Raw genomic sequence first — 22,301 nt, 5'->3', positions numbered from 1 at the left:
CCCCAGGGCCGCGCTCATGCAACACCCCCGGGCCCCCCTCAGAAGAGCTCGCGCTGGACGCCCGCCGCCTGGAGGAGGTAGTCCCTGGAGGCTTCGAGGGCGGCGCGCAGGGGGGCCCAGTTCACATCGACGAGGGCGCCTCGCCACTTGCGGATCCGTCCCGCGACGATGACCGTGTCCACGTTGCTGCGGTCCATCAACGTGACGACGGCTCCCGGCACATTGTTGAGCGGGGCCACGTTGAGGGCATCCGCGCGCAGCAGGAGGATATCGGCCTCCTTGCCCGGAGTCAGCGAGCCGATCTTGTGGGCGAGGCGGGCCACCCGGGCGCCCTCGACCGTGGCGAAGCGAATCACGTCGCGACACGTGAGGAGCTCGGGCAGGTTCGTCTCGCCGTTGATCGCGCGCTCGTTGATGAGCGCCCGCTGGAGCGTGAAGACGGTCCGCATCTGGGTGAAGAAGTCCGCGGTCATGGTGCACTCGACATCCGTGCTGAGCGCGGGCTGGACGCCATGATCGAGCGCGGACTGGATCGGCGGCAGGCCGTGCCGCATGGCCATCTCGATCGGGGCCGCGATCGAGACGCTCGCCCCCGACTGGGCGATCGCCCGCCAGGAGCCCTCCGAGATGCGGCTGGCGTGGATGAAGACGAGGTCGGGCCCGAGCAGGTTCTCGCTCGCGAGCTGCTCCACGAGCGTGGCCTGGTCGAGGCTGCCAACGAGGTGCGTCACGATGGGCAGGTCATTCTGGCGCCCGAGCGCCCAATAGGTACGGAACGAGGCGTCGAACACCTCCCCGCCCATCGCCAGGGTCAGGAGCTGATCGGTCGAGGAGAAGTACCGGCTGCGGATCCGCTGGAGATCGCTCGGGAAGAGGTTGCCGGGACCCACTCCCGGTGAGTACACGAAGACCGCGCGGCGGCCCGCGTCATGAAGCCCCTGGATGACCGCATCGGTGTGCGCCGGAGTATGTCCCACCTGCGACGTGTCGACGACCGTGGTCACCCCCGCGTCCAGCTGGCTGAGCGACGAAACGAGCTCGGCGAGGTAGGCGTCCTGAGGCCTGAAGACCGGCGTGATTTTCGTGTGGATGTAGTCGAGGTAGTTCTTCTCGCCGTGCGGCAGCCCATCGTTGAAGAGCAGGCCGTCGGACAGGAAGCTGCGCAGCGCGGTCTGATACTGATGATGGTGGGTGTCCACGAACCCGGGCATGACGATCATGCCCGCGGCATCGATGATCGCCGCACCGGGAGCGTTCAGCCTGGCCCCCACCGCGACGATCCGCTTGCCCTCGATGAGCACGTCGCCCTGGGCGAAGTTTCCCACCTGGGGATCCATGCTGAGGACCGCGCCGCCCTTGAGCAGGTAGCGCCGGTGCGACGCACCGGTGTCCCTGGGCATGTCGTGGTTCCTGGCACCGGCCTCTTGCGACAGGTCCCCCTGCGCGGTCGCCGCCAGCGCCGGTGTGGGGACCGAGGAGGCCACCGCGGCCCCGAGGGCGGAAGCCCCTACCGAGAGAAACTCGCGACGGGAGGAGCCCGCATTCACTGGCTCGCCGTCATGGTTCGAATGGTTTCCGCAGAGCTTCTGGCACATGTGTCGTACTTCCCCCTCTGGACTCACCAGAGCCTGTTGTCGTGCCACCTCACTCACGAGACGGCGACACGGATTTCCCTGGAGCGCTGGCAAGACTAGTGGGTGGCGGGGCGCGACGTCGAGCCTCGTTGCTCGCGGACGCGGATTCTCAATAACACACACTCAATTTTCCCGTGGGTTTGAAGTCCTCGTTGGGGATGGAAAGGGTTCACTCCCGTGCTGGGTGACGAGAGGGAGTGCAACGGATGAGGAATGACTCGCGGTGGGGGTGGGGGTTGGCCGTACTGGTCGCGATGATGGGGGCTGTCGGGCCTCCGAGGAGGTGCCTTCCTCTGGGAGCGCGCACGGGTAGCATGGGGAGGACTCTTTGACGGGGGAAGTTCCATGCACCAGCGCTTGAACCTCATGTCGCCCGAGATCCGGGCCAATCCATACCCTGCCTACGCGGAGCTGCGCCGCACCGCTCCGGTGGCCCAGGTGGACCCGGGCGGGCTGTGGGCCGTGAGCCGGTATGAGGATGTGCTGCACGTCTTCAAGAATCCGAAGCTCTACTCGTCCGAGGGGCTGCGACTGACGGCGGATCCTCCCTGGTTCGGGCGCTCCAATCCCATCTCCGACTCGTTGATCTTCATGGATGATCCGAAGGTGCATGGCCGGATGCGAGGCCTGGTCAATCGCGCGTTGGGTCCCTCCGCCCTGAGCCGGCTCGAGCCGAGCATCCGAGCCACCGCCGAGGAACTCACCACTCGCGTTCTCGACCGCCGCGATGTGGACTTCGTCGCGGACTTCGCCCTGCCGCTGCCCGCAAGTGTCATCGGGGCGCTGCTGGGCCTGGATCCGGCGCTCCACTCGCGCTTCAAGCAGTGGTCGGACGACATCGTGGCCCTCAGCGCCACCCAGCCGGGAGACACCGCGCTGCTGGAGCAGTGCCGGCGCACGGTGGCGGAGATGGAGCAGTATCTGGGTCAGGTGCTGGAGCACCGCCGTCAGACGCCGGGCGATGACATGGTGAGTGACTTGCTGCGGTCCCGAGTGGATGGCGAGGCGCTCACGACCAAGGAGTTGATGGGCTTTCTCTTCCTGCTGCTGGTCGCGGGGCTGGAGACCACCGTGCATCTGCTGGGGCACTCCGCGCGCATCCTCGCCGAGCATCCGGCGGTGCTGAAGCAACTGCGTGGGGACCGCTCCCTCATTCCGCAGTTCATCGAGGAGGTGCTCCGCTTCGAGCCACCGGTGCAGGGCACCGTCCGCCTCTGCACCCAGGACGTGACGCTGGCGGGCGTCTCGCTACCACGTGGCAGCCCGCTGCTGGTGCTGCAGGGCTCGGCCCTGCGGGACGAGCACTACTGCGCGGACGCGGACCGGTTCAGCCTGGAGCGCAAGGGGCCACAGAACCTGGCCTTCGGACATGGCATGCACTTCTGCCTGGGCGCGGCCCTGGCCCGGGTCGAGGCGCGCGTGGCCCTGGAGGCCCTGCTCGCTCGGTGCGGCACCGTGTCCCTCCGCCCGGAGCCCATCGAGTGGAACTTCGCGATGACGGTCCGGGGGATGCGGAATCTGCCGCTCGAGGTGCTCCCCGCCTGAGCTGAGCGCCTCGCGCGCGGAGAGCGCTCGCTCCTGGCTCTCCGTCCCAGTCATCGAGCGAGGCGGCGCGGCGCTGTAACAGGCGCATGCCCTGTCCGAGAAGAGATGAGCATGCCAGTCCGCTCCGCTCAGAGCTCGACGAATCGAGGGCCCGTGAGCGCTGCGGACTCGATGGCCTGCTTGAGGTCCTCAGAGATGACGAGTGCGATGCGCCATCCCCACGTGCGGAAGATCCGAGCGTCACCCACCTTGGATGGATCAATGCGCAAGCCGATGACAGAGCGATACTCACCGACTCTCTCGGGCTCGGCATCCTCGGGTCTCCAATACTGGACCTCGGCACATCGGGCATCATCAATGCAGCGGATGATGCGCAGGGCGTTGAGGATGAAGTACCGCTCCGTGTGGCCTTCTATCTGGACAGGGATGAGCTGTACGTCTTGGACGTGCAGCCGCTGAAAGAGTTGAGCGAAGCGGGCATGAACCACGGGAATGGCGAAGGCGGCCCAGCTGAAGTCCAGGGGCTCCCCCGACACATCCAGTGGAAAGCGGGGAACGCTCTCCAGCTTGAGGAAGCTGCCTTGACGGAACTGCCAGGGGTCGATCTCGTTTCCCTGTTCATCCAGCGGCCCGCCCAGGTGCCAACGAGTATGTGAGCGCCTGTTGTCCTTCAGCTCGTAGAACTTGGTCACGTTTCTGTTCCTTTTCCTCCGCGGCAATCCTTTACCGGGTCGCCAGCCGATGAAGTTTCGACCCAGGGGTGCATACCTCTTCCGCGAGTTGCCGGAGGGCCTCTACCAGCCTTGCTCTACAGTGAGAGACGGTCCGGCACTGTTCCATCGCCGTATCGAGCTTCGTATAGACGGCGTCATGATAGTCCTCGGGATGGGGGCCCTGATGGCGCTTGAGATAGACGAGGTTCTCTGCCGCATCCAAGCTCATGCCCGCCTTGGCGAAGAGCCGCTGGAACAGGGGAGTCCACGGTCCACCCCTCGCCGAGGAGATTTCATTCTTGTCCGTGGCCAGGTGGTGCCACCGATAACCCTTCTTCCGCATGGACCCATCGTCGCAGGCGCTTCCTACCGCGGAGCCCGCGGCCCCCAGGGCTGCGCCTGTCAGAACAATGGTGCCATCTGCCACCACATGCGCCGTGGCCGCGGACTGGACTGATCCTCCACCCGCGAGAGCGAAGCGCGGAGGGCCCAGCAGCGAGCCGAGTCCCCCTGGAGGCACGTTGGGCAGGGATCTGGCCACGCCGAAGCTAGCGGCGGTGACGAGCACGCGCAACGCAGTGCCTCCCATCGCGCGGCCGAACCGCTCGGCGGCGGCTTCCACATCCATCGTCGTCCTGGCGGCTTGTACCTCTCTGTAGAACCGCACGAAGGACAACGCGATGGTGCGCAGTTCCAGCAGCCCCACTACGAAGGCCAACCTTGCCGTGAGCGTGGCGGCGAATGCCTTGGAGAAGAGGGGCTCGGGCAACACCCAGGCGGAGAAGTACACCAGGATCGAGAGGGTGACGCTGGTCAGGAAGAGGGGCGAGCGAAACAGCTCGAGAGCCGCGTCGCGGATGCCCGGCGCCATGTAGCGAGGTGAGAGTCTGAGGGCCATGAAGAGTGGGCTGCGCTCCAGGGACTTCGGCAGGGGCAGCCAGCCCGGGCCGTACCGGGCGAGAAACTCCGCCCGCAGCCGCGCCTCCCCAGATGAGGCTCCACGTGTGGATGAAGCCATCGCGGGAACCACGGGGAGGAAGTATGGGTCCGCGGCGCACTCGAGGAACTCGGCAAGCAGCTGACGGGCCTCCTCTGTAGGGAGCACCTCCTGGGCTGCCCGAAGGGGAGCAGGCTCGAAGTCGAGCTGAAGCTGCTCTCCGGGCAACACGGTCGCTTGCACTGAGAAGGGCGCAGGCTGAGGTCGCTCTCCTCCGGGCAAGGTGGGGCCGGGAGTGGCACACGAGGATGCGAGGACGAAGCTTGAGGCCGTCAGCAGGCGCAGGAGGACAGAGGCGCTCTTCATGTCTCCTGCATCATGTACCAGGGGGCAAGTTACGTCCCCTCCTTCCCGTCCGTCCCCTGTCGTCCCACGCAGGTGCGAAGAGGGTGGTCGTTGGAGTGGGTTCGACTTGAGGCGGCGGGCAACATCTAGCGGAGGCGGTGAATCGACCCCGCTGCTTGGCACTCCCAGAGCGGGCCTGGCGGAGTCTCGCGGGAGCCTGGCGGTAGCGTGTGCCCTGGCGAGGAGTGGCTGGGAAGGGGCAAGCTGCGCGGCACGATTCGCGTCCAGCGGTTCGCCGTCCCTGTCTCCTGGAGTCCCATCCATGTCCCTGCGTCACCTCGTCTTCCCTGGTTGCGTGCTGCTCGTCTGTCTGTGGACCTCGTGCGGCCGTGACTCCATGTCCTCGTCGGCGGTGGCCAGTCCGTCCTATGAGGACCCCCCCCACGAGCTCCCCGCCGTGGAGGAGGGGCTGCAGGTGCGCCCGGACGTGCTGGTCATGTCCTTCACCTTCCGGCAGGAGGCCGAGGTGCTGGAGCAAGGGCTGCCGAAGCTGAAGGCGGCGGTGGACCAGTACGTACGCGACACGACCGAGGCCACGAGGGCCAGCAAGGTGGAGGTCTCGGTGAAGATGCGGGGCTTCGGCCGGGAGTACGGCAAGCGCATGAGAGGCGCCGCGGCCGTGACCAGTGGCGAGCTGGAGGTATCCCTGCCCGAGTCCATGGACTTCTGGGCCCGTGCGGCGCTGGTGGCCACGCTGACACGCGTGGGCGGCGAGCTGACCGCCGCCTCGGAGAAGGCGAACGCGGGGTCGCGCGTGACGTTCGGCTTCCCCACGGCCCAGGTGAGGGACCCCGAGGCGTTCCGGGCCGAGTTGATGAAGCGCTGGGTGGAGCGTGCGCGAGGCTTCATGGCCCTGGCGCAGTCCGAGCGCGCTCCGCTCCAGGTGGTGAACTGCGAGCCACCCGGTGAGGTGAAGCAGCAGGAGGTGTCCGTGGATGAGGTGGTGCTGTCCCTGGCGGTGAGCTGCCGCCTGGACGCCGTGGGTGCGAAGTAGCACGCGCGGCTACAGGGGCTCGGAGGGGCAGGGGCCTCGGTATCCTCTTCCAGGGCGCGCCAGAGCGCGGCGGTGCCGTCCCTCAGGATGGGGCCGCCGTGCGCGAAGCCGAGTTCCCCCAATCGGGAGCGGAGGAGGCGAGCGACAAGCCCCAGTCAGCTGCGAGGCAGGAGAGGACAAGACTAGGCAATACGGGTAATTGGCGCGAACTGCAGCGAACCGAGAGTGAGAAGGGCTCGACCTCTGCGATGGAGAGCGCCCCTTCTCCATCCAGTTACTGTGGCTGTATATCAAAATCTAGACAGGCGTCGATGCCGAAGGAACGCAGTTTGGCCCTAACCTCGTTCATTGGGCCATTTTGGCGCCAGCCATTCTCAATAGATTTGCGCACGTTCGCGGGAAGGTCGCTGAATGCGAGTCTGGAGTACTCGAAGTAAGTTGCCTCGGAGGTATCGCGGCGCCACGCAACCTCATATGTGGGGTCGCAGTGAATCTCCCCGATGTGCAACCACACATGGGTGCGCCAACGCTCAGGGGATGGTACGCCCCAACTCGACGGCAGTAAGGCAACGCCGTAGACAGCGCGCGCATCGATGCCAGCCTTGGCTAACTCTGGCAGGAGGATTAGGCAGTTACTCTCACAGTGCGACAAACTGGGCTGTCGGTAGTTCTCCGGGCAGCTCGGGTTTGGCCGGCCCGTCATGGTGGTGATGACATCGTGGATCGGCTTGGGCAGTGGAGAAGGGTGGACTTGGCGTAGCCCAACGTCGGACGGGTGACGGTAGGGTGCATCTCGCATGTGTTGTTCCTCTGCAAGGGGATGCACTACCTATAGCGAATCGATCATCGACAGCAGGATCGAGCAAGAAAAGCCCGGCCTCCGAGGTGGTGACCGGCAATTTCTCGATCACGGAATATTACAACGCCAGCGGACGGAAGCCTTCACCTTCGCCGCAGCGGTGAGGTTCTTCCCCCCAGCTGAACAGCAGGTGGAAATGAAGCTGGTGGCCCTGTGCGGCGGCCGCGTGGCCACCCCCACGCGTCATCGGGCGGGTAGAGCTGGCCTCTGCCTGGCCAAGTAGAAATGGCCGGTCGGGTGGGTAGGGCGCTGCCGAAGCGGAGCCCGCGGGAGCTTCATCCCCGCAGCGCGGATGCCCGAACTCATGCAGCGCTGACCCTGGCGCGGGGACCCCTCAAGCGGTCGTGAGTACGAGCCGCTGACTGACTTCCTGGCAGATCTCCATCGCCTGTGAGGCCGTCGGTCCCTGGGCGATGACATAGCCCGCGCGGTCCACGGACTGCATGGCCGGAGGAATGGTGGCCCCCACGTCCACCGTGAGCGAGATGTCCACGACGCCCGGAAGCCGCCGCAACGCCTGCATGCCATGGAGGTGCTTGAGCCGGCCGGGCGGCGGAGTGAAGTATTGGATGGCCGCACCGCCGCGCGGGACGGGGTCGGCGTCCAGGGGCTTCAGCGTCCCCATGGCCCACTGGAGCGTCATGTCCACCAGGTCGTACCCGGTCGTCAGCCGGATCAAGTCCCACAGCCGATCCCCGCCCAGCCGCGTGTGCGTCTCCACGATCCGAGGGCCGCGCGAGGTGTACTTCAGCTCCGTGTGCGTGGGCCCCTCCTGGATCCCGACCTCATCCAGGAAGCGGCGGATGAATTCCCGCACCTCGTGGTCGCGCTCGGGGCTCATGGGCGCCGGGACCTGATGCGCCACCTCCAGGAACGCACTGCCGATGGGGCCTGGGTTCTTCGTCTCCTCGTTGATGCCCAGGATGAAGTGGCGCCCCGAGAAGGAGAAGCAATCCACGGAGTACTCGGGACCGTCCAGGTACTCCTCGGCGATCCAGGCCGACTTGCCATTCAGCACGCCCTCGAGATCCGCGGCGGAGCGAACCAGCCGCACATCGACGCTGCCCACGCCATCCACGGGCTTGAGGATGAAGGGGTAGCCCATGCGCTCGGCGAAGGCCGTCGCATCCGCGAGCACCTTCACCGCCGCCCAGCGCACGGGGGAAAACCCTCCCGAATCAAGCACGCGCCGCATGGCTGTCTTGTCGCGCGTCTTCTCCACCAGCTCCACGGGCGTTCCCGGCAGTCCCAACGCCTGGTTGATCCTCGCGCAGGGCAGCAGGGCCTCCTCGGCGATGGTGATCGCGCTCGTGAAGGGGGTGATCGCATGCGCGGCCGCCAACATGGGGATCAAGGCCGGGTCCTCGTAGGACATGAGCAGGACGCGCTCGGATTGCTTGTTCACCCAATCCTCCGAGCGCTCCGGGTTCTGGATGATCAAGGGCCGGGCCCCCAACTGCCAGGCCCGCTCGGCGATGAAGGGCCTCGCGCCCAGGAGGATGATGTTTGCTGCCATGGTTGGTTCTCCTTTGTTTTGCTTCAGGGGACGAGCACCGCGGTCACGGTGACTCGCTGACATCCACGCGGACTTCCGCCGTCATCCCGGGCCGCAAGGTCACCTCGGGAGGGAGCTGCTCCCACGCCACCTTCACGGGGACGCGTTGAGTCACCTTGACGAAATTGCCGAGCGAGTTGTCCGGAGCCAGCACCGAGAACTTCGAACCGGTGCCTGGCTTGATGCTCTCCACCCGCCCGCGGAGCTTGACGCCAGGGTAGGTGTCGACCGTGACGGTGACCGGCTGGCCTTGCCGGATCCTGGCCATCTGGGTCTCCTTGAAATTGGCGACCGCGTACGTCGAATCCGTCACGAGCTCGGCGACGCGCTGCCCGGCCAGGACCAGCTGCCCGGGAGACAGCTCCAATTGGGCGACCGTTCCATCCTCGGGCGCGGCCACCGTGGTGTACGTCAGCGCGAGCCGTGCCAGCGTCAGCGCGGCACGCGCGGAAGTGATCCGGGCCTGGGCGAGCCGTGCTTCGGACTGCGCCGCCTGGGCCTCGGCCGCCGCCAGCTCTCCCTCGGCCTGGAGGAGCCGTGCCTGGGCCTCGGCGGAGTCGAGCTCGATCAGCACGTCCCCCTTCTTCACCCGGGCATTGTCGGCGACCCTGACGGCGGCGATCTGCCCTCCCACGCGGAAGGACAGCGGAATGACGCGGGCGTCCACGGCCGCGTTGTCCGTTTCCTCCACGGGCGCCCCCAGGGTCCTGACCGCCCCATAGACAGCCAGCACGAGCACGAAGACTCCGCCAACGGCCAGAAGCGCCCTGTGTCCGGCCCGCTCGCGCAAGACCTGGCGCGAATGGGCCGTCCGCGGCGACTGAGCAGTGGGGGAGGGCGATGAATCAGCTCTGGAACTCAGTGAGGACATATGCGTGCTAGACCTCGGGAGGTTCGACCTTCAATGCGTCCGCCGGTGCCTGTGGAGCACGGATGAACCAGACGAACAGCAGCAGCAGCGCGTAGAGGACCGCGCCGAGCATGAACGTGTTCTGGAAGGCGAGCAGCCGGCCCTGCCGGACGACCTCCGTCGCGAGCCCATGCGCCAGATCGAGCTGTCCAGGCTCGACCGCCGCCAGCCGCTCCGGCGTCAACTGCCACGTCAACGACGCCTGCGCCACCACCGCGGACCGTTCCAGCACCGTGGCCAGGACGGCGAGTCCGGTGGAGATGCCGACCTGTCCCAGCAGCGCCGCCAACCCCGCCGCGTCCCCCAACTCCTCCCTGGGTATCCGGGACAGGGACAGGGTGCTCAATGGGACGAGCACCAGGCTCATGCCGAGCCCCTGCAACACGAGCGCTCCGATCACCTGGTGGGCGTTGGACTGGAGGGACAGCTTCGCGAGCATGAGCTGTCCCAGCACGGTGATGGCCACGCCCGTAAAGACGAACACGCGGGGTGGGACACGGTTGTAGAACCGGCCCACCAGGGGCATCGCGACGATCATGACGAGCGTCCGTGGAAGTTGCGCCATCCCCGAGTGCATCGCCGTGTAATCGAGCAACTCCTGCATGAAGAGTGGCAGCAGGAAGGTACCGGACAACAGGATGGCCGTGGCGACCGCGCTCATGAGTGAGCCCACGGTGAATGTCGGGTCGCGGAAGACCCGCAGGTTCACGGCGGGGGAGGGCGCCGTCAGCTCCCGGATGACAAAGGCGATTCCCGCGAAGAGCGCGGTCACCAGCAGCACGACGAGGATGGGTGACTCGAACCAGTCATAGCGCGGCCCCTCTTCGAGCACGAACTGGAGCGCGAGCAGCGTCACCCAGAGGAGGCAGATTCCCAGCCAATCCATGTTTCCGCGCTGCTGCTCGGCGGCTTCAGCCGTCGGGCGCTCGTCCGGAGGAACGAACCGCGCCACCATCAAGAACCCGGCGAAGCCCACCGGGACGTTGATGAGGAAGATCCACGACCAGTGGAAGTTGTCGACGATCCACCCTCCGAGCGAGGGGCCGAGCGCGGGCCCGACGCCCACCGCGACACTGAACACTCCCATCGCCATGCCGTGCTCCTCTGGAGGAAACGTCTGGCGGAGGATGGCCTGCTCGGTGGGCTGCAACGCTCCAGCCCCCAATCCTTGCAGCGCACGGAACACCACGAGCCAGGCGAAGCTCTGCGCGACGGCGCACAGGGCGGACCCGACGACGAAGAGGGTCAGACAGGACAGATAGACGGTCTTCTGCCCATACACGCGGCCGAAAAAGCCCGTGAGCGGCATCACGAGCACCGTCGCCAGGACGTACGCCGTGGACAGCCACGTCACCTCTTGTACCGTCGCCCCGACCGCGCCGCGCACGTTGGAGAGCGCGACATTCATGATGGAGGAGTCAAGCGCTCCCATCATCGTCCCGAAGGTCACCGACAAGGCGATGAGCCATCGGGTCCGGACCATCCGCCCCGCGTCCTCGCGCTTCATCGTCAGGCCTTCTGGCCTCGCGCTTGACGGACGAGGGCACGACGCCCCTCCTCCGAGACGACGAAGGCCCAACCCAGCTTGCCCCCGCTCGCGATGTTGACCACCTTGGAGGTACGGCTGCCCCGCACCAGGAAGCCATTGGGCTTGCTGCCATAGGAGAACAGGCCCAGCACCAGCTTGTAGTCCACCGGCTCCGTGTCATGGGTCGCGCGCAATGCGACCGTCTCCGCTTCGACGAGACGCTGGCAGATCCACCGGTCAACGCCAGACTCGCGAAGCTTCCGCTCGAGTGTTTCCGCGGGCCAATCCACCCCCATCATCACCCCGCTTCCACCATAGGAGGCACCCGCGTCCCATTTGAAGACCAGCTCGTCCTTGTTTCGCAGGGCGGACGCGATGTTCTCCTCGCTCAACGAGAAGGCATGCGGCAGGTGGGCGCGGATGGCGGCGACCTCGTCGTCGCTGAACAGCGCCTGGTAGCCGGGCTCCCACAGCATCGCCAGGAAGCGCTTGCTCATCCGCAACTCCGGTTCGAAGCCGTTGGTCAGCACCGCCCCGCTCGCCCACAGCTTCTCGCAGAACGCGAAGTCGTCGGTGACTTCATCATAGGTGAACATGCGGTGCACGAGCGTCTTCTCGCCCTCGCCGCGCGTCAGCCACTCCTTCGGATAACGAACCTCGTCGAGCAGCTCGACTTCCAGGCCCGGGTTCGCCTCTTGAAGATGCCGCTTCAAGAGCTCCTGGCGAGGAAACCCGAGCTGCGAATGCGCGGTGGAGTCCAAAATGACGACCCGGCGCAGGCCGCGCTTCTGGCATTCCGCGGTGTAGAGCGCGGCGAGCTGCTGAAGCGGACAGCCCGTGAGCCCCACCCGGGGATAGCCGAACGATTCGAAGTACGCGTTCGCTCCCGCGTACCCCTCGCCCCCTCCCACTCCGGGGAAGATGTTGAACTCGCAGAAGAAGTACCCGTCGCGCGTCGGGACGATGTCCATCCGGCCGATCGTCGCATCGCCGCGCTGCAGGTTGTCCCAGTTGATGAACGCGGCGAGCCGCCGCGGCATCCGGAATTGATCGAGCACGCGCTCTCGCGACTGGGTCTTGAGCAGGTGCCGGATGATCTTCACCTGCGCGGAAAGCAAGGCATTCGACACACGCCCCAGCTCGTTGAACTCCGCCTCGTTGAACAAGAGCGGATGCTCGAACAGGCTCTTCTCGTACTTCGGCGAGCCAAGCCACCTCATCAGGACGGCGGACTTCTCCTGCGCCCTGGCCTCGCCGGCCGGATCCCGCCTCTCATTGAGGGCGGCGATAAACTCTTCGTTGAATTCACTGATCATGGGACTGACGCGACTGCGTAGAATGTGTTGGAGGATGGTTGAGAGGATATATCAATCACATCTCATACTTCAAGACTGCCATCAATTCATGCACGGCGCTTCGAACACGAGGGTCCGCCACCGCGTCAGTCCCGCCCGAGTGCACCGAGCTGGTCCCGGGACCGGGGCTCACCCCTGCTTCGGCACGGTGCCATCCTGGCCGAAGAGCGCGTTCATCTTCTGCAGGGAGAAGTTCTTGTAGATGACGGGCTCATACTTCGCAGGGGTGTTCTCGCAGAACTTGGGAAAGCACTCGATCAACGCGTCGTCGTTGGCGAGCTTGAAGAACACGATGGACTGACGCTCCTCTCCGGACAGCACGACGCGATGGGGAGTCGAGACATACTCGTCATTGGACCACCGGGCCATCAGGTCGCCGATGTTGACGATCAGCTGATCGCGCCCCCCCAGCCTGGGGGTGATCCAGGTCCCGCTCCTGTCCTTCACCTGGATGCCAGGCCCGGTCTGCGCCAGGATGGTCAGCAGCGTTCCATCCGTGTGTTCCCCCATGCCCTGATCATTGGCGAGCTCACGGCTGAGTCGCGGGTAGAGCAGGGAGCGGAGCGAATCATTGGAGACGGACGTCCTTCGCACGAAGAAGTCCCGAGGGAGATCCAGGGCAATGCTGAAGAGCTCGGCGAGCCGCTCCGTGAATGACTCGCACGCCTGGAAGTACGTCTTCAGCGCCGTGCGGAACCGCCGCCCCTCCGGGTCGCCGTTGAACGGCAGTGCCATTCCATCGTCGCAGACCAGGCGGCCCGTGCTGAACTTTTCGACGTAGTCGCTGGGCAGCCCCTTGCGTCCCGTATACGCGAAGGCATTCTCCTCGAGCATGCCGCTGTAGCCGTAGGGCGTGTAGTCGTCCGCGGCCATGGTGAAGCCCGAGCGCAGCCTGCACTGGTTCTTCACCTCGAAGGGCAGGCGGAAGAAGTCCCTCGAGGTCGCGTACGCCTCCTCGAAAACAGCCGGGGGGATGCCATGCCCGCTCAGGGTGAAGAATCCCACCTCCTTGCACGCACGGTCGATCTCGAACGCCGCCCGGCGCTCGGCTTCGGATCCCCGTGTGGCGGACGTCAAATCGATTCGGGGTAACTCAGTCATCTTCTTCTCCTCCATGTCATGAATCATGTCTTGCCTCGCGCCCCACCCAGCTCCCGCAACAGATGAGCGGTCGTGATGACGTCGAGGAAGGCGTGGCCCGTTGAGCTGAAAATCGTGCGGACCGCCCGCAGCGGCCCGCTTTCCTTCTGGACGAGCTGGCCCAGGGGGATGGCGTGAGCATGAACCTCCCCGGCCTCGGCGATCGCCGTCGGCAGGTCCTCCACGATCAGTGTCGACGCGCGCAGCAGCGCGTGCGGCACCTCTCTCGCGTCCACCGTGTGCCCGCCCATGCAATTGATATGCACCGTGGGCGACAGGTCCGAGAAGCTGGCCAGCGGCGTCTTCGATGACGTCGCGGTGCCAATCACGTCCGCGGTGCGAATCGCATCATCGAGGGACTCGCACACGAAGACGCGCACCGCCCCTCCCAGGGATGCGCGCACCTCCGAAGCGAACGCGGTGCTTCGGGGGGCGCTCCGTGCCCAGATCCGGATTTCCTGGATGGGCCGGACCGAGCAGACCGCCGTCACCTGCTGACGGGCCTGCACGCCCGTCCCGGCGATGGCCAGCACCCGGGCCTCCGTGGGTGCACAGAGGTCCGTGACCAGCGCCGAGACCGCGGCACACTTGAGGTTCGTCACCGCCGCGCCATCGAGCATCGCCACCAGCTCGCCCGAGCGGACCGAGAACGCCGCGACCACGGCGTTCACGGTGGGCAGCGGGTCCGTCGCGGACCGCGCGAAGATCGTCGCCACCTTGTTGATGTAGATGCCGAAGTGCTCCGACACCGCCGGCATCGACACGAACGCGGCACGCGGGGAGTCGAGCGAGACCACCTCCCGCATGGGCACCTGCATGCGCTCGTGCTGACCCTCCGCGAGGGCCAGCTTGAGCTCGCGCATGAGCCGCGGGAGGTTGCCGTGCTCGGCAACGACACTGTATGGGTAGAACGTTGCCATCGCGCGGTCTCTTTCCCCACTACAGCGTGGCGAGGACTTCCTTCAGGTTGTCGATGAACGACTGGACCATCTCGGTGGACAGGTCGCCACGCAGCATGAGCCGGATTCCGGCGCGCCCGACGGGCACGATGGGGAAGAAGACCGCCGAGCAGTAGAAGCCTCGACGGTACAGTTCGCGCGAGAGCTTGACGGCCTTGTCCTGCTCTCCCACCTCGACGACCTTGATGTGGAGCCCGTCCCCCCGCTGCGCCGTCTGGATGTGGGAGTCGAACAACGCGATGTTCTTCTTGAGCTGCTCCTGGCGCCTGGCCAGCTCGGGGCTGCGGTGCACCTTGATGCTGCCGAGCGAGGTTCCAATCGCGGCCGTGCGCAGACTCTGCGACCAGCCCATCGGACCCGTCCGGTAGAGGAAGTCGTAGTGCTTGCGCGAGCCGAGCATCGCGATGCCGCCCGTGCTCCCGAACGCCTTGGCGATGGAGGCGATGATCAGCGTCCGATCGTTCAGCTCGCGAAGCCTCGAGCGGATGTACCCCTCGCCGTTCTTGCCCTGCGTCGACAGCGAGTGGGAGTCATCGATGTACAGGAACAGCCCGTACTTCTCCTGCAGCGTCAGCAGCGCCTCGAGGTTCGTCACGCCGCCCACGGAGTAGACACCGTCGCACACGTACGCCACGCGCGGGTACTTGCGGCAGACGTCCTCCAGGAAGTTCATGTCGTTGTGCGGACTGGTCAGCACCGTCGTCTCGTCGGCGACGATCGGCTTCACGAACGCCATCGAGAAGTGCGCGAACTTGTCGAACACCATCACCAGCGGCTCGCTGTCGGTGAGGTGTCCCGAGCCGAGCACCGGCAGGATCGCCGCCGTGAGCGCACTCGAGGTGACCGCCGGCAGCACCGGTCCGCCGAACAGGTCCGCCAGCTGCTGCTCGAGCTCCTCCATCAAACCCAGGCGGATGCGGAACTCGGCCATCGACAGTCCGGTGACCCCGGCGCGCTGGAGGGCATCGATTCCCCCCTGCAGCACGTCCGGGTGACTGTTGAGCCCCAGGTAGGAGCAGGAGCACAGGTTCGCGAACTCGTGCCCGGTGTCGATCTCGCGCATGCGATTCTGACTGCCGTTGAGTTCCACGCGGATGCCGAGCATGTTCGCGTCCTGGGCCACTCGCCAGGCGTTCTCGCTCACCGGTACCATCTTCTGATTGTTGCGGTGCACGTGGGGTCCCACGACCGCGTCGGGCTGTCTCATCACTTCCGGGCTCCTGTCTTCTCGATCACGAAACGGCCAATCCGTTCGATGGCTTCACGTCCGCTGGACAGCCGCGGGTAGTGCAGGTGCCAGACGTGCACCATGCCGGGCCACTCCTCGAACGTCACATCCACTCCGTGCGCGCGCGCCTTCTTCGCGAGCGCCTCGGAGTCACTGAAGAGGATCTCCCGCTCTCCCACCTGGACGAGCAGGGGAGGGAAGCCGGTGAGGTCCGCGTGGATCGGCGAGGCGGTCGGCGCCCGGGGATCCTGCCCGTTGAGGTACAGCCGGATGACCTGGTTCACCACCTTGCGCTGCACGAGGGGATCCACGCTCTCGCGCGTGCGGTAGCTCTCGCCGGTGGCCTCCAGATCGACCCACGGCGAGAGGCACACCGCGGCCCCCGCGAGCGGCAGGCCCTGGGACCTGCAGGCCACCAGCATCGCGAGCACCAGCCCACCGCCCGCCGAGTCCCCCGCGATCGTGATGCGCTCGGGCGTGAGGCCCCGCCGCAGCAGCCACTGATAGGCGGTAACGGCGTCCTCGACCGCCGCCGGGAAGGGGTGCTCGGGCGCCCGGCGATAGTCGAGTTGCAACACGCGGCAGCGCGCGGCCCGGGCCACCTCGGCGACCATGCCTGCATGGCTCTTCAGCGAACCGAAGACATACCCGCCCCCGTGCAGATACAGGAGCGCCCGGTCCGCGTCGCTGTCCGGCGGGGTGAGCACCTGGGCGTTCACCCCCTCGATACTGACCTGCTCGATCCCGATGTCGGGTGCGATGGGCGTCCCGAGCGCGTCATAGTGCGCCCGCGCCTCGTTGACACCGTCCGGCCAGGGCCTCGTCTCGAGGTACGCGAGCAACGCCTCCATCTCGGCGGCGTTCCGCGCTGCATTCGTTCGCATCGTCAGGTCGTTGCTCACGCCGAGACCTCGATGACATGCGGAAACGGGTTGAGCTCGCCGCGGTGGTAGTGCGAGACGGTGATGTCCCCCTTGTGGTCGTCCGCCTTCAGCAGCGTCAGACCGTAGTGGTCGTACCAGCGCTTGAGGTCGTCCGCGCCCGCGACCTGGTACTCGATGTGGCGGATCGGCCGCCGGGCGCTCCGCCCGGCCTCGGCGAGCACGGGCTGGGTCGCCGCGTGGGCAATCCCTCCGGTGACCTCGTTGTGGAGGACGATCATGACGACGTCGTTCTCCAGATCGAGCTTGAGCGCGAACGAGTAGTTGGCCAGCAGCTCCCCGTAGAACTCCTGCTTCACGGCGACGTTGTAGTTGTTGGGGATGTTCTCAACGAGCGACTTCGGGTCGATACCCTTGTCCTGGCAGAACCTGCGGGTGTCACAAATCATCGGCAGCCCGCCGCTGATGTTCTGATTCGGCCCGTACAGATTGGCGATGAAGGGGGTCGCCGCGTCGAAGTGGATGCACTTCGTCGTCACGAACTCCCGGCTCTCGGTGTGGTCGCTGTTGGGCGTGAAGCTCTTGTTCTTGTGGTAGCCGTCGACATCCATCTTGGCGATGCGGTCGTAGGCGACCTCGACCGGGCTGTGCCGCGACAGATCGAATCGTGCCGTGGCCGCACGGAAGAGGCCTTCCAGGAAGCGACGGGCCAGCTCGGCTCCGGTCTCGGTGCGGATGTCCAGCTGGCGCGCCGCGAGCACCTTGTTCGCTCCATAGACGACCGCGAACCCGTTCTTCTTCTCGACGGCCTCGGCGATGGCGTCGACCAGCGCGCTGCCCGTGGCGGCGAGGTCTCCCTCCCGCCACTCCGTCGGGAAGGTCGAGACGTCGATGAGCGACTCCTTGATACGGCTTGGATCGAGATGCTTCATGGGCTCTCCTGACCGCCAATGCAATGGGTTGCCACCCGCCTCGGGATGAGAGGGCGGTGCCGTGCACTGGGCGGTCGTGATGGGTTTGAAAGCCTATACCGTGGGCAACGATTCCCGTCAATCGCAACACCAAAATCAAACACCATCCCCAGGCAGTACATGAAAGTATTGTCATCTGCATACACCACATCAAACATAACGTATGTCAACAGAAGCGGATCGCAATCAATTGCTGTCGGGGTATGGACATCCGGCAATCATTGCCCTACAGTCCCTGGCAATGTTGAGCGCACCTCCGATTCGAGCCCTCCCGGTAGCTATTGTTGGCTTTGCGTTCGCCCTGCCAGGCGCACGTACGCCCAAGGAATTGGCCGAGGTCTTCCGTCTGGGAAAGAAGACGTATGGAGTCTGGCCTCCGGACCGTATCTCTCACGCGACGTATCTCGATCCCTCGTCGTCCGTGGGGATGGCCAGGATGTACACGGCGCTGGGCGGAGTCATTGAAGAGCGAGAGCACTCCAATGACGCATCGGATCGCTCGAGGGTCCCCCACCGCTGGGTCCTGGATGCGACCCAGCGGGCCCTCGCCTCGGCGAAGTTGTCCGCTGACGCGCTCAGCGGCCAGCCAGCTCCCATCTTCCTCGCCCATTCACGAGGAGGCGGTCACGGCCTCTATGACTCCGCGGTCCTCGCCGTGGCGAAACGGCTCCTTCCCTACCTCGTTCACGGCGCGCACCCGAAAGAGTTCACCCTGCAAGAGCTGACGAGCGTCGCGGAGAAGGTGCAACGCGAGCTTCGCGACTCCTTCAAACCGCGCTTCATCACCGAGCCTCGAGAGCGTGCCATCTACCGCCTGGCGAGCGTGGTCGCGGAGGCCCTGGGCACCACGGAGAAGGCGCTGGTCGTCGATGGCAACTGCACCGGGGGGCTCATCGCCGTCGAGCTCGCGGCTCGGGAGATCGCCAGAGGTTCTCCGTGGGCGGTCGCGGGCGCGTTGTCGTACGTCGATGTCGTCAATCAGGTCCTCTATTCCAACTCACGCCTCCTGTCGGCCGAGGGCTGCTTTCCCTTCGCCAGGAAGGGCAACGGCACGGTGATATCCGATGGCGTGGTCATGTTGGTGCTCACGAGCCTGGAACGGGCCCGGCAGGAGGGTCTTCCCATCCACGGCGTGGTGCGTGGGGTGGGCGGCGGCAATGACGGCGCGACCGAGGGATACATGCTCGTGCCAAACCCGCGAGGGCATGAACATGCCATCCGGCGTGCCCTCGAGCAGGCTGGCACCTCCCCCTCGGAGCTTGGCGTGCTGTTCGCGCATGGCACCGGCACCCGTGCTGGCGATGCCGTGGAGGCGAAGGTCTTCAGCCGCGCGTTGATGATGCACGGGGAGGCCGGGCGCCCGCCGTCACCCGTGCCCGTGCTGTCGATCAAGGGACACGTCGGCCACGCCAAGGAGGCCTCGGGCCTCGCGAACCTCGCCGCGCTCCTCACGCTGTTCGAGACCGAGAACATCCCAGGCCCGGTCCAGGACGGCGAACCCGGGGCGATGCTCGCATCGGATGGGCTCGTCGAAGTCGAACGGACCGCCCGTCCATGGCCGGCCGGCGACACGCCGCGCATCGGCGGCGTCAGCGCCATCGCGAGTGGCGGACAGAACTATCATGCGGTGATCGAGGACCGGCCCACCCCCGCCCGCATGCGGGCCTTGCTTCGAGGCCAGCAGAAGGCCACGGACTGGGGGGACGAGCCCATCGCCATCGTGGGCATGGCCGGCACGTTCGCTGGCGCTCCCGACCTCGCCACGCTCTGGACGAACCTCCTCGAGGGGCGGCAGTCCTTCCAGCGGGTCTCCAATGGATTGCGCCATCCTGGCCACGAGGGCGAGCTCTCCTCCGAGTACGGAGCACCCCTCGAGCTGAACGAGGCCCGGTTCACCGACAACGCCCGCCACCATGGCGAACGCCCTTCCGACATCCTGCGTTACGATCCCCTCCATTTCCTGCTCGTGGAACTGGCACGGCGTGCAGCCGCGGGAATCCATATCGAGGCGGGAAGCAATGTTTCCGTCGTCGTGTCCGCGGAGCACTGCAGCGAGTACGGGCTGCGCCAGGTCGCGGCGGCGCGTCTGCCGGAGATCGAGGAGCAGCTCCTGCGCGCGCTGCGCGCGACGGGGAAGGAGTCCAAGGAGGTCGCGCGCACCGTGCGTGCGGTGATGAAGCAGCTCTCGAAAGACCTGCCCGAGCTCTGGGCGGGCAGCCTGTTCAACCTCTCTCCCAGCTTCATGGCCGCGCGGATCGCCCGCGCCTTCGATCTGACCGGCCCCACCTGCGCCATCGAAGCCGGAGCCGCCGCGTCCTCCATGGGTGGTCTTGAGGTTGCCTGCGGCCGCCTCGCGGCCCGAGAGGTGGACGCGGCCTTCTGGGCGACGGCGGACATGCGCCTCGGGTTCACGCGCTACGCCGATGAGCGCGCGATGGAGCATCTGTCGCGCCGGGACCGGCCGACCGCGCTCGACGCTTCCTCTGACGGGTATCTTCCCGGTGAAGGCGCCACGGTGTGTCTGCTGCGCCGGTTGTCCGATGCGCGCGAGCGCGGTGAGCGGATCCATGGGATCATCCGCTCCATCGGGAGCGCCTTCGGACAGCTTCCCGACCACGGCCTCGTCTCCGAGACCGCGATGAGCCTGGCCATTCGCCGTGCCTACTCACGGTGTGACGTGTCGGCGGATGAGCTCGCGTTCGTCGAGTGTTTTGGCAGTGGGCACCCCGCCAGTGACGTCGCGGAGACCGCCGCGCTCGGACGAACCCTCGCCGCCGCGCGCGCCAGACCCCTCCCTGTTGGCGCCATCATGCCCAACATCGGTCACACGGGAGCCGCGGCGGGTGCCGCCAGTCTGCTCAAGGCGCTCCTGATGCTGAGGACGAAGCAGCTTCCGGCGACGGTGGGCGTGACGAGACCGCTTGTCGGCGCGGACACGAATCTCCGTGTCATCACCGAGCGCCAGGAGTTGAAGGAGGCGCGATTCGCGGGAGTCAACGCGGCGGGTGCCGGTGGGACACACTATCATGTCGTGCTGGAACTCGAGCCCGGGGCGACGGAGGTGGGCTCATGAGCGCGCCCGCGAAGCACTCGTCCACCGGGCGAGAGCAGATGCTGGCCCTGCTGACACGAGGGCTTCAAGAGCAGATTCCCATGACGAAGTTCCTTGGGATCTCCTTCGTGGAGTTCGAGCCCCAGCGCATCGTCCTCATGGCGCCGCTCGGCCCCTCACTCAATCACCGGGGCACGGCTTTCGGCCCGGGTGTGTTCACCGTGGCGGGGCTCGCGCCCTGGCTGCTGCTGGTGCGGAAGACCTGGTCGGAGAGGCTCGCCGTGCGGATCCTCCTGCGCCGCTGCGAGTTCGCCCTCCACCAGCCGATCACGAGCGATTACCGCGCGCACTGCGACTCATTGCCCGCCTTGGATGCCGACGCGCTGCACCGCGAGGGAAAGGCCCGGGTCACCGCCACATCGCACGTTCTCTCCAAGGAGGGAGGACCCGCCGCGACCTACACGGCGCACTACACCCTCCTCACTCAACCTACCCCTGATGGCACGGGAGAGGGAGACCTGCGGTTGCCCTTCCCCGAGGAGTGGCGGACGTGATCTACCGCAAGCTGGGCAATCGTGAGGTGTCTGTCTTCGCCCTCGGCGCGGCGAACTTCGGTGGCATTGGAAGCGCACGTCGGCTGAAGGGGAGGGGAGAGACCGAAGCCGAGGCGCACGCCCTGATGGATCGCGCCGTGGAGATGGGAATCAACCTCATCGACACGGCGGGCACCTACGCGGAGGGCGCCAGCGAGTCCATCATCGGTTCCTGGCTGGCGTCGCGAGGAAGCGCGATGCGCGAGAAGGTGTTTCTCTCCTCGAAGGTGGGAATTCGCGGCGGTCTTGGCCGAAAGCATGTCTTCGAGGAGATCGACCGCTCACTCACTCGTCTTCGCGTCGACACGCTCGACTTCTACCTGTCGCACGTGCCTGATCCCGCGACCCCCTGGAATGAAGTGCTCGAGACCTTCCAGGCCCTCGTCAAGAGCGGGAAGGTTCGCCAGATCGGCCTGTCGAACGTGTCCGCGAGCGATCTCTGGAGCTCCGCCATCCACCGCGCGAGCGGCACCGAGAGCGTGGGGTTCGGCTGGGTGCAGAACCGGTTCAACCTGCTCGAGCGGGACGACGAGCACAGCGGGGTCCTCGAGGCCTGCCGGAAGCTGGGCCTTCAATACACTCCCTATTCGCCACTGGCGGGCGGCTTGTTGAGCGGCAAGTACACCCTCTCTGGCGAGATTCCGGAGGACACGCGGGTCGGGCAACGCCGGGACCTCTATGCGAAGGCCTGGAGTCCGGTGAACGCCTCGCGTGTCGAGTGGTTGAAGACCCAGGCCTCCGCCCACTCGCTTTCACCGGCGGGGCTCTCCCTCTGGTGGTTGGTCCATTGTGATTTCGTGACCTCGATCCTCGTCGGCGCGCGCCGCCCCGAGCAAATGGAACAGCTCGTGACCGAGGCCTTGAGGCTGCCCGCGGACGACAAACTCTGGCGAAGCCTCAGCCACTTTCAACCCCCTGGGGAGGTCGCATGCACCGGCGAACCGGGCTGAGCGCCTTTGAAACCTCCTCCACTTCTCCCAGGAGACGATGACGTGCGAGCGATCGTTTGCCGGACGTGGGGCGGACCCGCGCAGCTCACCCT

17 protein-coding genes are annotated in these 22,301 nt (G+C 66.2%); 5 read left to right on the top strand and 12 right to left on the bottom strand.

Annotated features, from left to right (window positions below; all coding sequences use genetic code 11):
- Window positions 1-38: 38 nt before the first annotated feature.
- Window positions 39-1,400, bottom strand: coding sequence for an amidohydrolase family protein (locus F0U63_RS25040; RefSeq protein WP_395833118.1), 1,362 nt, complete (start codon window positions 1,398-1,400; stop codon window positions 39-41).
- 579 nt (window positions 1,401-1,979) lie between these two features.
- Between F0U63_RS25040 and F0U63_RS25035 the strand changes: the two genes are divergently transcribed.
- Window positions 1,980-3,179: a cytochrome P450 gene (locus tag F0U63_RS25035; protein ID WP_395833116.1), complete on the top strand. Its 1,200-nt coding sequence runs from the start codon at window positions 1,980-1,982 to the stop codon at window positions 3,177-3,179.
- A 128-nt stretch (window positions 3,180-3,307) separates the two neighbouring features.
- On the opposite strand, the gene F0U63_RS25030 is transcribed toward F0U63_RS25035, so the two are convergent.
- On the bottom strand, window positions 3,308-3,871 hold the full coding sequence (locus F0U63_RS25030) for an imm11 family protein (RefSeq protein ID WP_395833114.1): 564 nt from the start codon (window positions 3,869-3,871) through the stop codon (window positions 3,308-3,310).
- A gap of 31 nt (window positions 3,872-3,902) precedes the next feature.
- A complete protein-coding gene (locus F0U63_RS25025) occupies window positions 3,903-5,195 on the bottom strand; it encodes an AHH domain-containing protein (protein WP_395833112.1) in 1,293 nt (430 codons plus the stop codon).
- Between the two features lie 301 nt (window positions 5,196-5,496).
- Here F0U63_RS25025 and F0U63_RS25020 point away from each other — a divergent pair, with 301 nt between their 5' ends.
- A complete protein-coding gene (locus tag F0U63_RS25020) occupies window positions 5,497-6,228 on the top strand; it encodes a hypothetical protein (RefSeq protein ID WP_395833110.1) in 732 nt (243 codons plus the stop codon).
- 1,193 nt (window positions 6,229-7,421) lie between these two features.
- Here the strand turns inward: F0U63_RS25020 and F0U63_RS25015 are convergent.
- The 9 genes from F0U63_RS25015 to F0U63_RS24975 all read right to left on the bottom strand — a co-directional run bounded on the left by F0U63_RS25015 (window position 7,422) and on the right by F0U63_RS24975 (window position 17,575).
- Complete coding sequence (locus F0U63_RS25015) at window positions 7,422-8,603, bottom strand: ATP-grasp domain-containing protein (RefSeq protein WP_395833108.1); 1,182 nt, start codon at window positions 8,601-8,603, stop codon at window positions 7,422-7,424.
- A 43-nt stretch (window positions 8,604-8,646) separates the two neighbouring features.
- Window positions 8,647-9,381: an HlyD family secretion protein gene (locus F0U63_RS25010; protein ID WP_395833106.1), complete on the bottom strand. Its 735-nt coding sequence runs from the start codon at window positions 9,379-9,381 to the stop codon at window positions 8,647-8,649.
- A 139-nt stretch (window positions 9,382-9,520) separates the two neighbouring features.
- Entirely contained in the window at window positions 9,521-11,059 is a 1,539-nt protein-coding gene (locus F0U63_RS25005; protein WP_395833104.1) for a DHA2 family efflux MFS transporter permease subunit, read from the bottom strand.
- A 2-nt stretch (window positions 11,060-11,061) separates the two neighbouring features.
- Window positions 11,062-12,300 carry a hypothetical protein gene (locus F0U63_RS25000; protein WP_395833102.1) on the bottom strand — a complete coding sequence of 413 codons (1,239 nt, stop codon included), beginning with the start codon at window positions 12,298-12,300 and terminating at the stop codon, window positions 11,062-11,064.
- A 264-nt stretch (window positions 12,301-12,564) separates the two neighbouring features.
- The gene (locus F0U63_RS24995; RefSeq protein ID WP_395833100.1) at window positions 12,565-13,536 is read right to left on the bottom strand and encodes an isopenicillin N synthase family dioxygenase; all 972 of its coding nucleotides are present in this window, start codon (window positions 13,534-13,536) and stop codon (window positions 12,565-12,567) included.
- Between the two features lie 23 nt (window positions 13,537-13,559).
- The gene (locus F0U63_RS24990; RefSeq protein ID WP_395833098.1) at window positions 13,560-14,495 is read right to left on the bottom strand and encodes an ornithine cyclodeaminase family protein; all 936 of its coding nucleotides are present in this window, start codon (window positions 14,493-14,495) and stop codon (window positions 13,560-13,562) included.
- Window positions 14,496-14,514: 19 nt separating this feature from the next.
- A complete protein-coding gene (locus F0U63_RS24985) occupies window positions 14,515-15,741 on the bottom strand; it encodes an aminotransferase class I/II-fold pyridoxal phosphate-dependent enzyme (RefSeq protein ID WP_395833096.1) in 1,227 nt (408 codons plus the stop codon).
- Complete coding sequence (locus tag F0U63_RS24980; protein ID WP_395833094.1) at window positions 15,741-16,646, bottom strand: alpha/beta hydrolase; 906 nt, start codon at window positions 16,644-16,646, stop codon at window positions 15,741-15,743. The genes F0U63_RS24985 and F0U63_RS24980 overlap by 1 nt, the downstream gene beginning before the upstream one ends.
- 14 nt (window positions 16,647-16,660) lie before the next feature.
- Window positions 16,661-17,575: a hypothetical protein gene (locus F0U63_RS24975; RefSeq protein ID WP_395833092.1), complete on the bottom strand. Its 915-nt coding sequence runs from the start codon at window positions 17,573-17,575 to the stop codon at window positions 16,661-16,663.
- A gap of 202 nt (window positions 17,576-17,777) precedes the next feature.
- On the opposite strand from F0U63_RS24975, the gene F0U63_RS24970 reads away from it, so the two are divergent.
- The 3 genes from F0U63_RS24970 to F0U63_RS24960 are packed head-to-tail and all read left to right on the top strand — an operon-like array spanning window position 17,778 to window position 22,209.
- Window positions 17,778-20,687: a polyketide synthase gene (locus F0U63_RS24970; protein ID WP_395833090.1), complete on the top strand. Its 2,910-nt coding sequence runs from the start codon at window positions 17,778-17,780 to the stop codon at window positions 20,685-20,687.
- Complete coding sequence (locus tag F0U63_RS24965) at window positions 20,684-21,220, top strand: YiiD C-terminal domain-containing protein (RefSeq protein WP_395833088.1); 537 nt, start codon at window positions 20,684-20,686, stop codon at window positions 21,218-21,220. Before F0U63_RS24970 ends, F0U63_RS24965 begins: the two co-directional genes overlap by 4 nt.
- Window positions 21,217-22,209: an aldo/keto reductase gene (locus F0U63_RS24960; protein WP_395833086.1), complete on the top strand. Its 993-nt coding sequence runs from the start codon at window positions 21,217-21,219 to the stop codon at window positions 22,207-22,209. Before F0U63_RS24965 ends, F0U63_RS24960 begins: the two co-directional genes overlap by 4 nt.
- Window positions 22,210-22,301: the final 92 nt, after the last annotated feature.

Source organism: Cystobacter fuscus, from assembly GCF_044360685.1.
GTDB classification, from domain to species: Bacteria; Myxococcota; Myxococcia; order Myxococcales; family Myxococcaceae; genus Cystobacter; species Cystobacter fuscus_C.
Note: the sequence above shows the minus strand (reverse complement) of the source record. Positions and strands in the feature narration are given on the sequence as shown.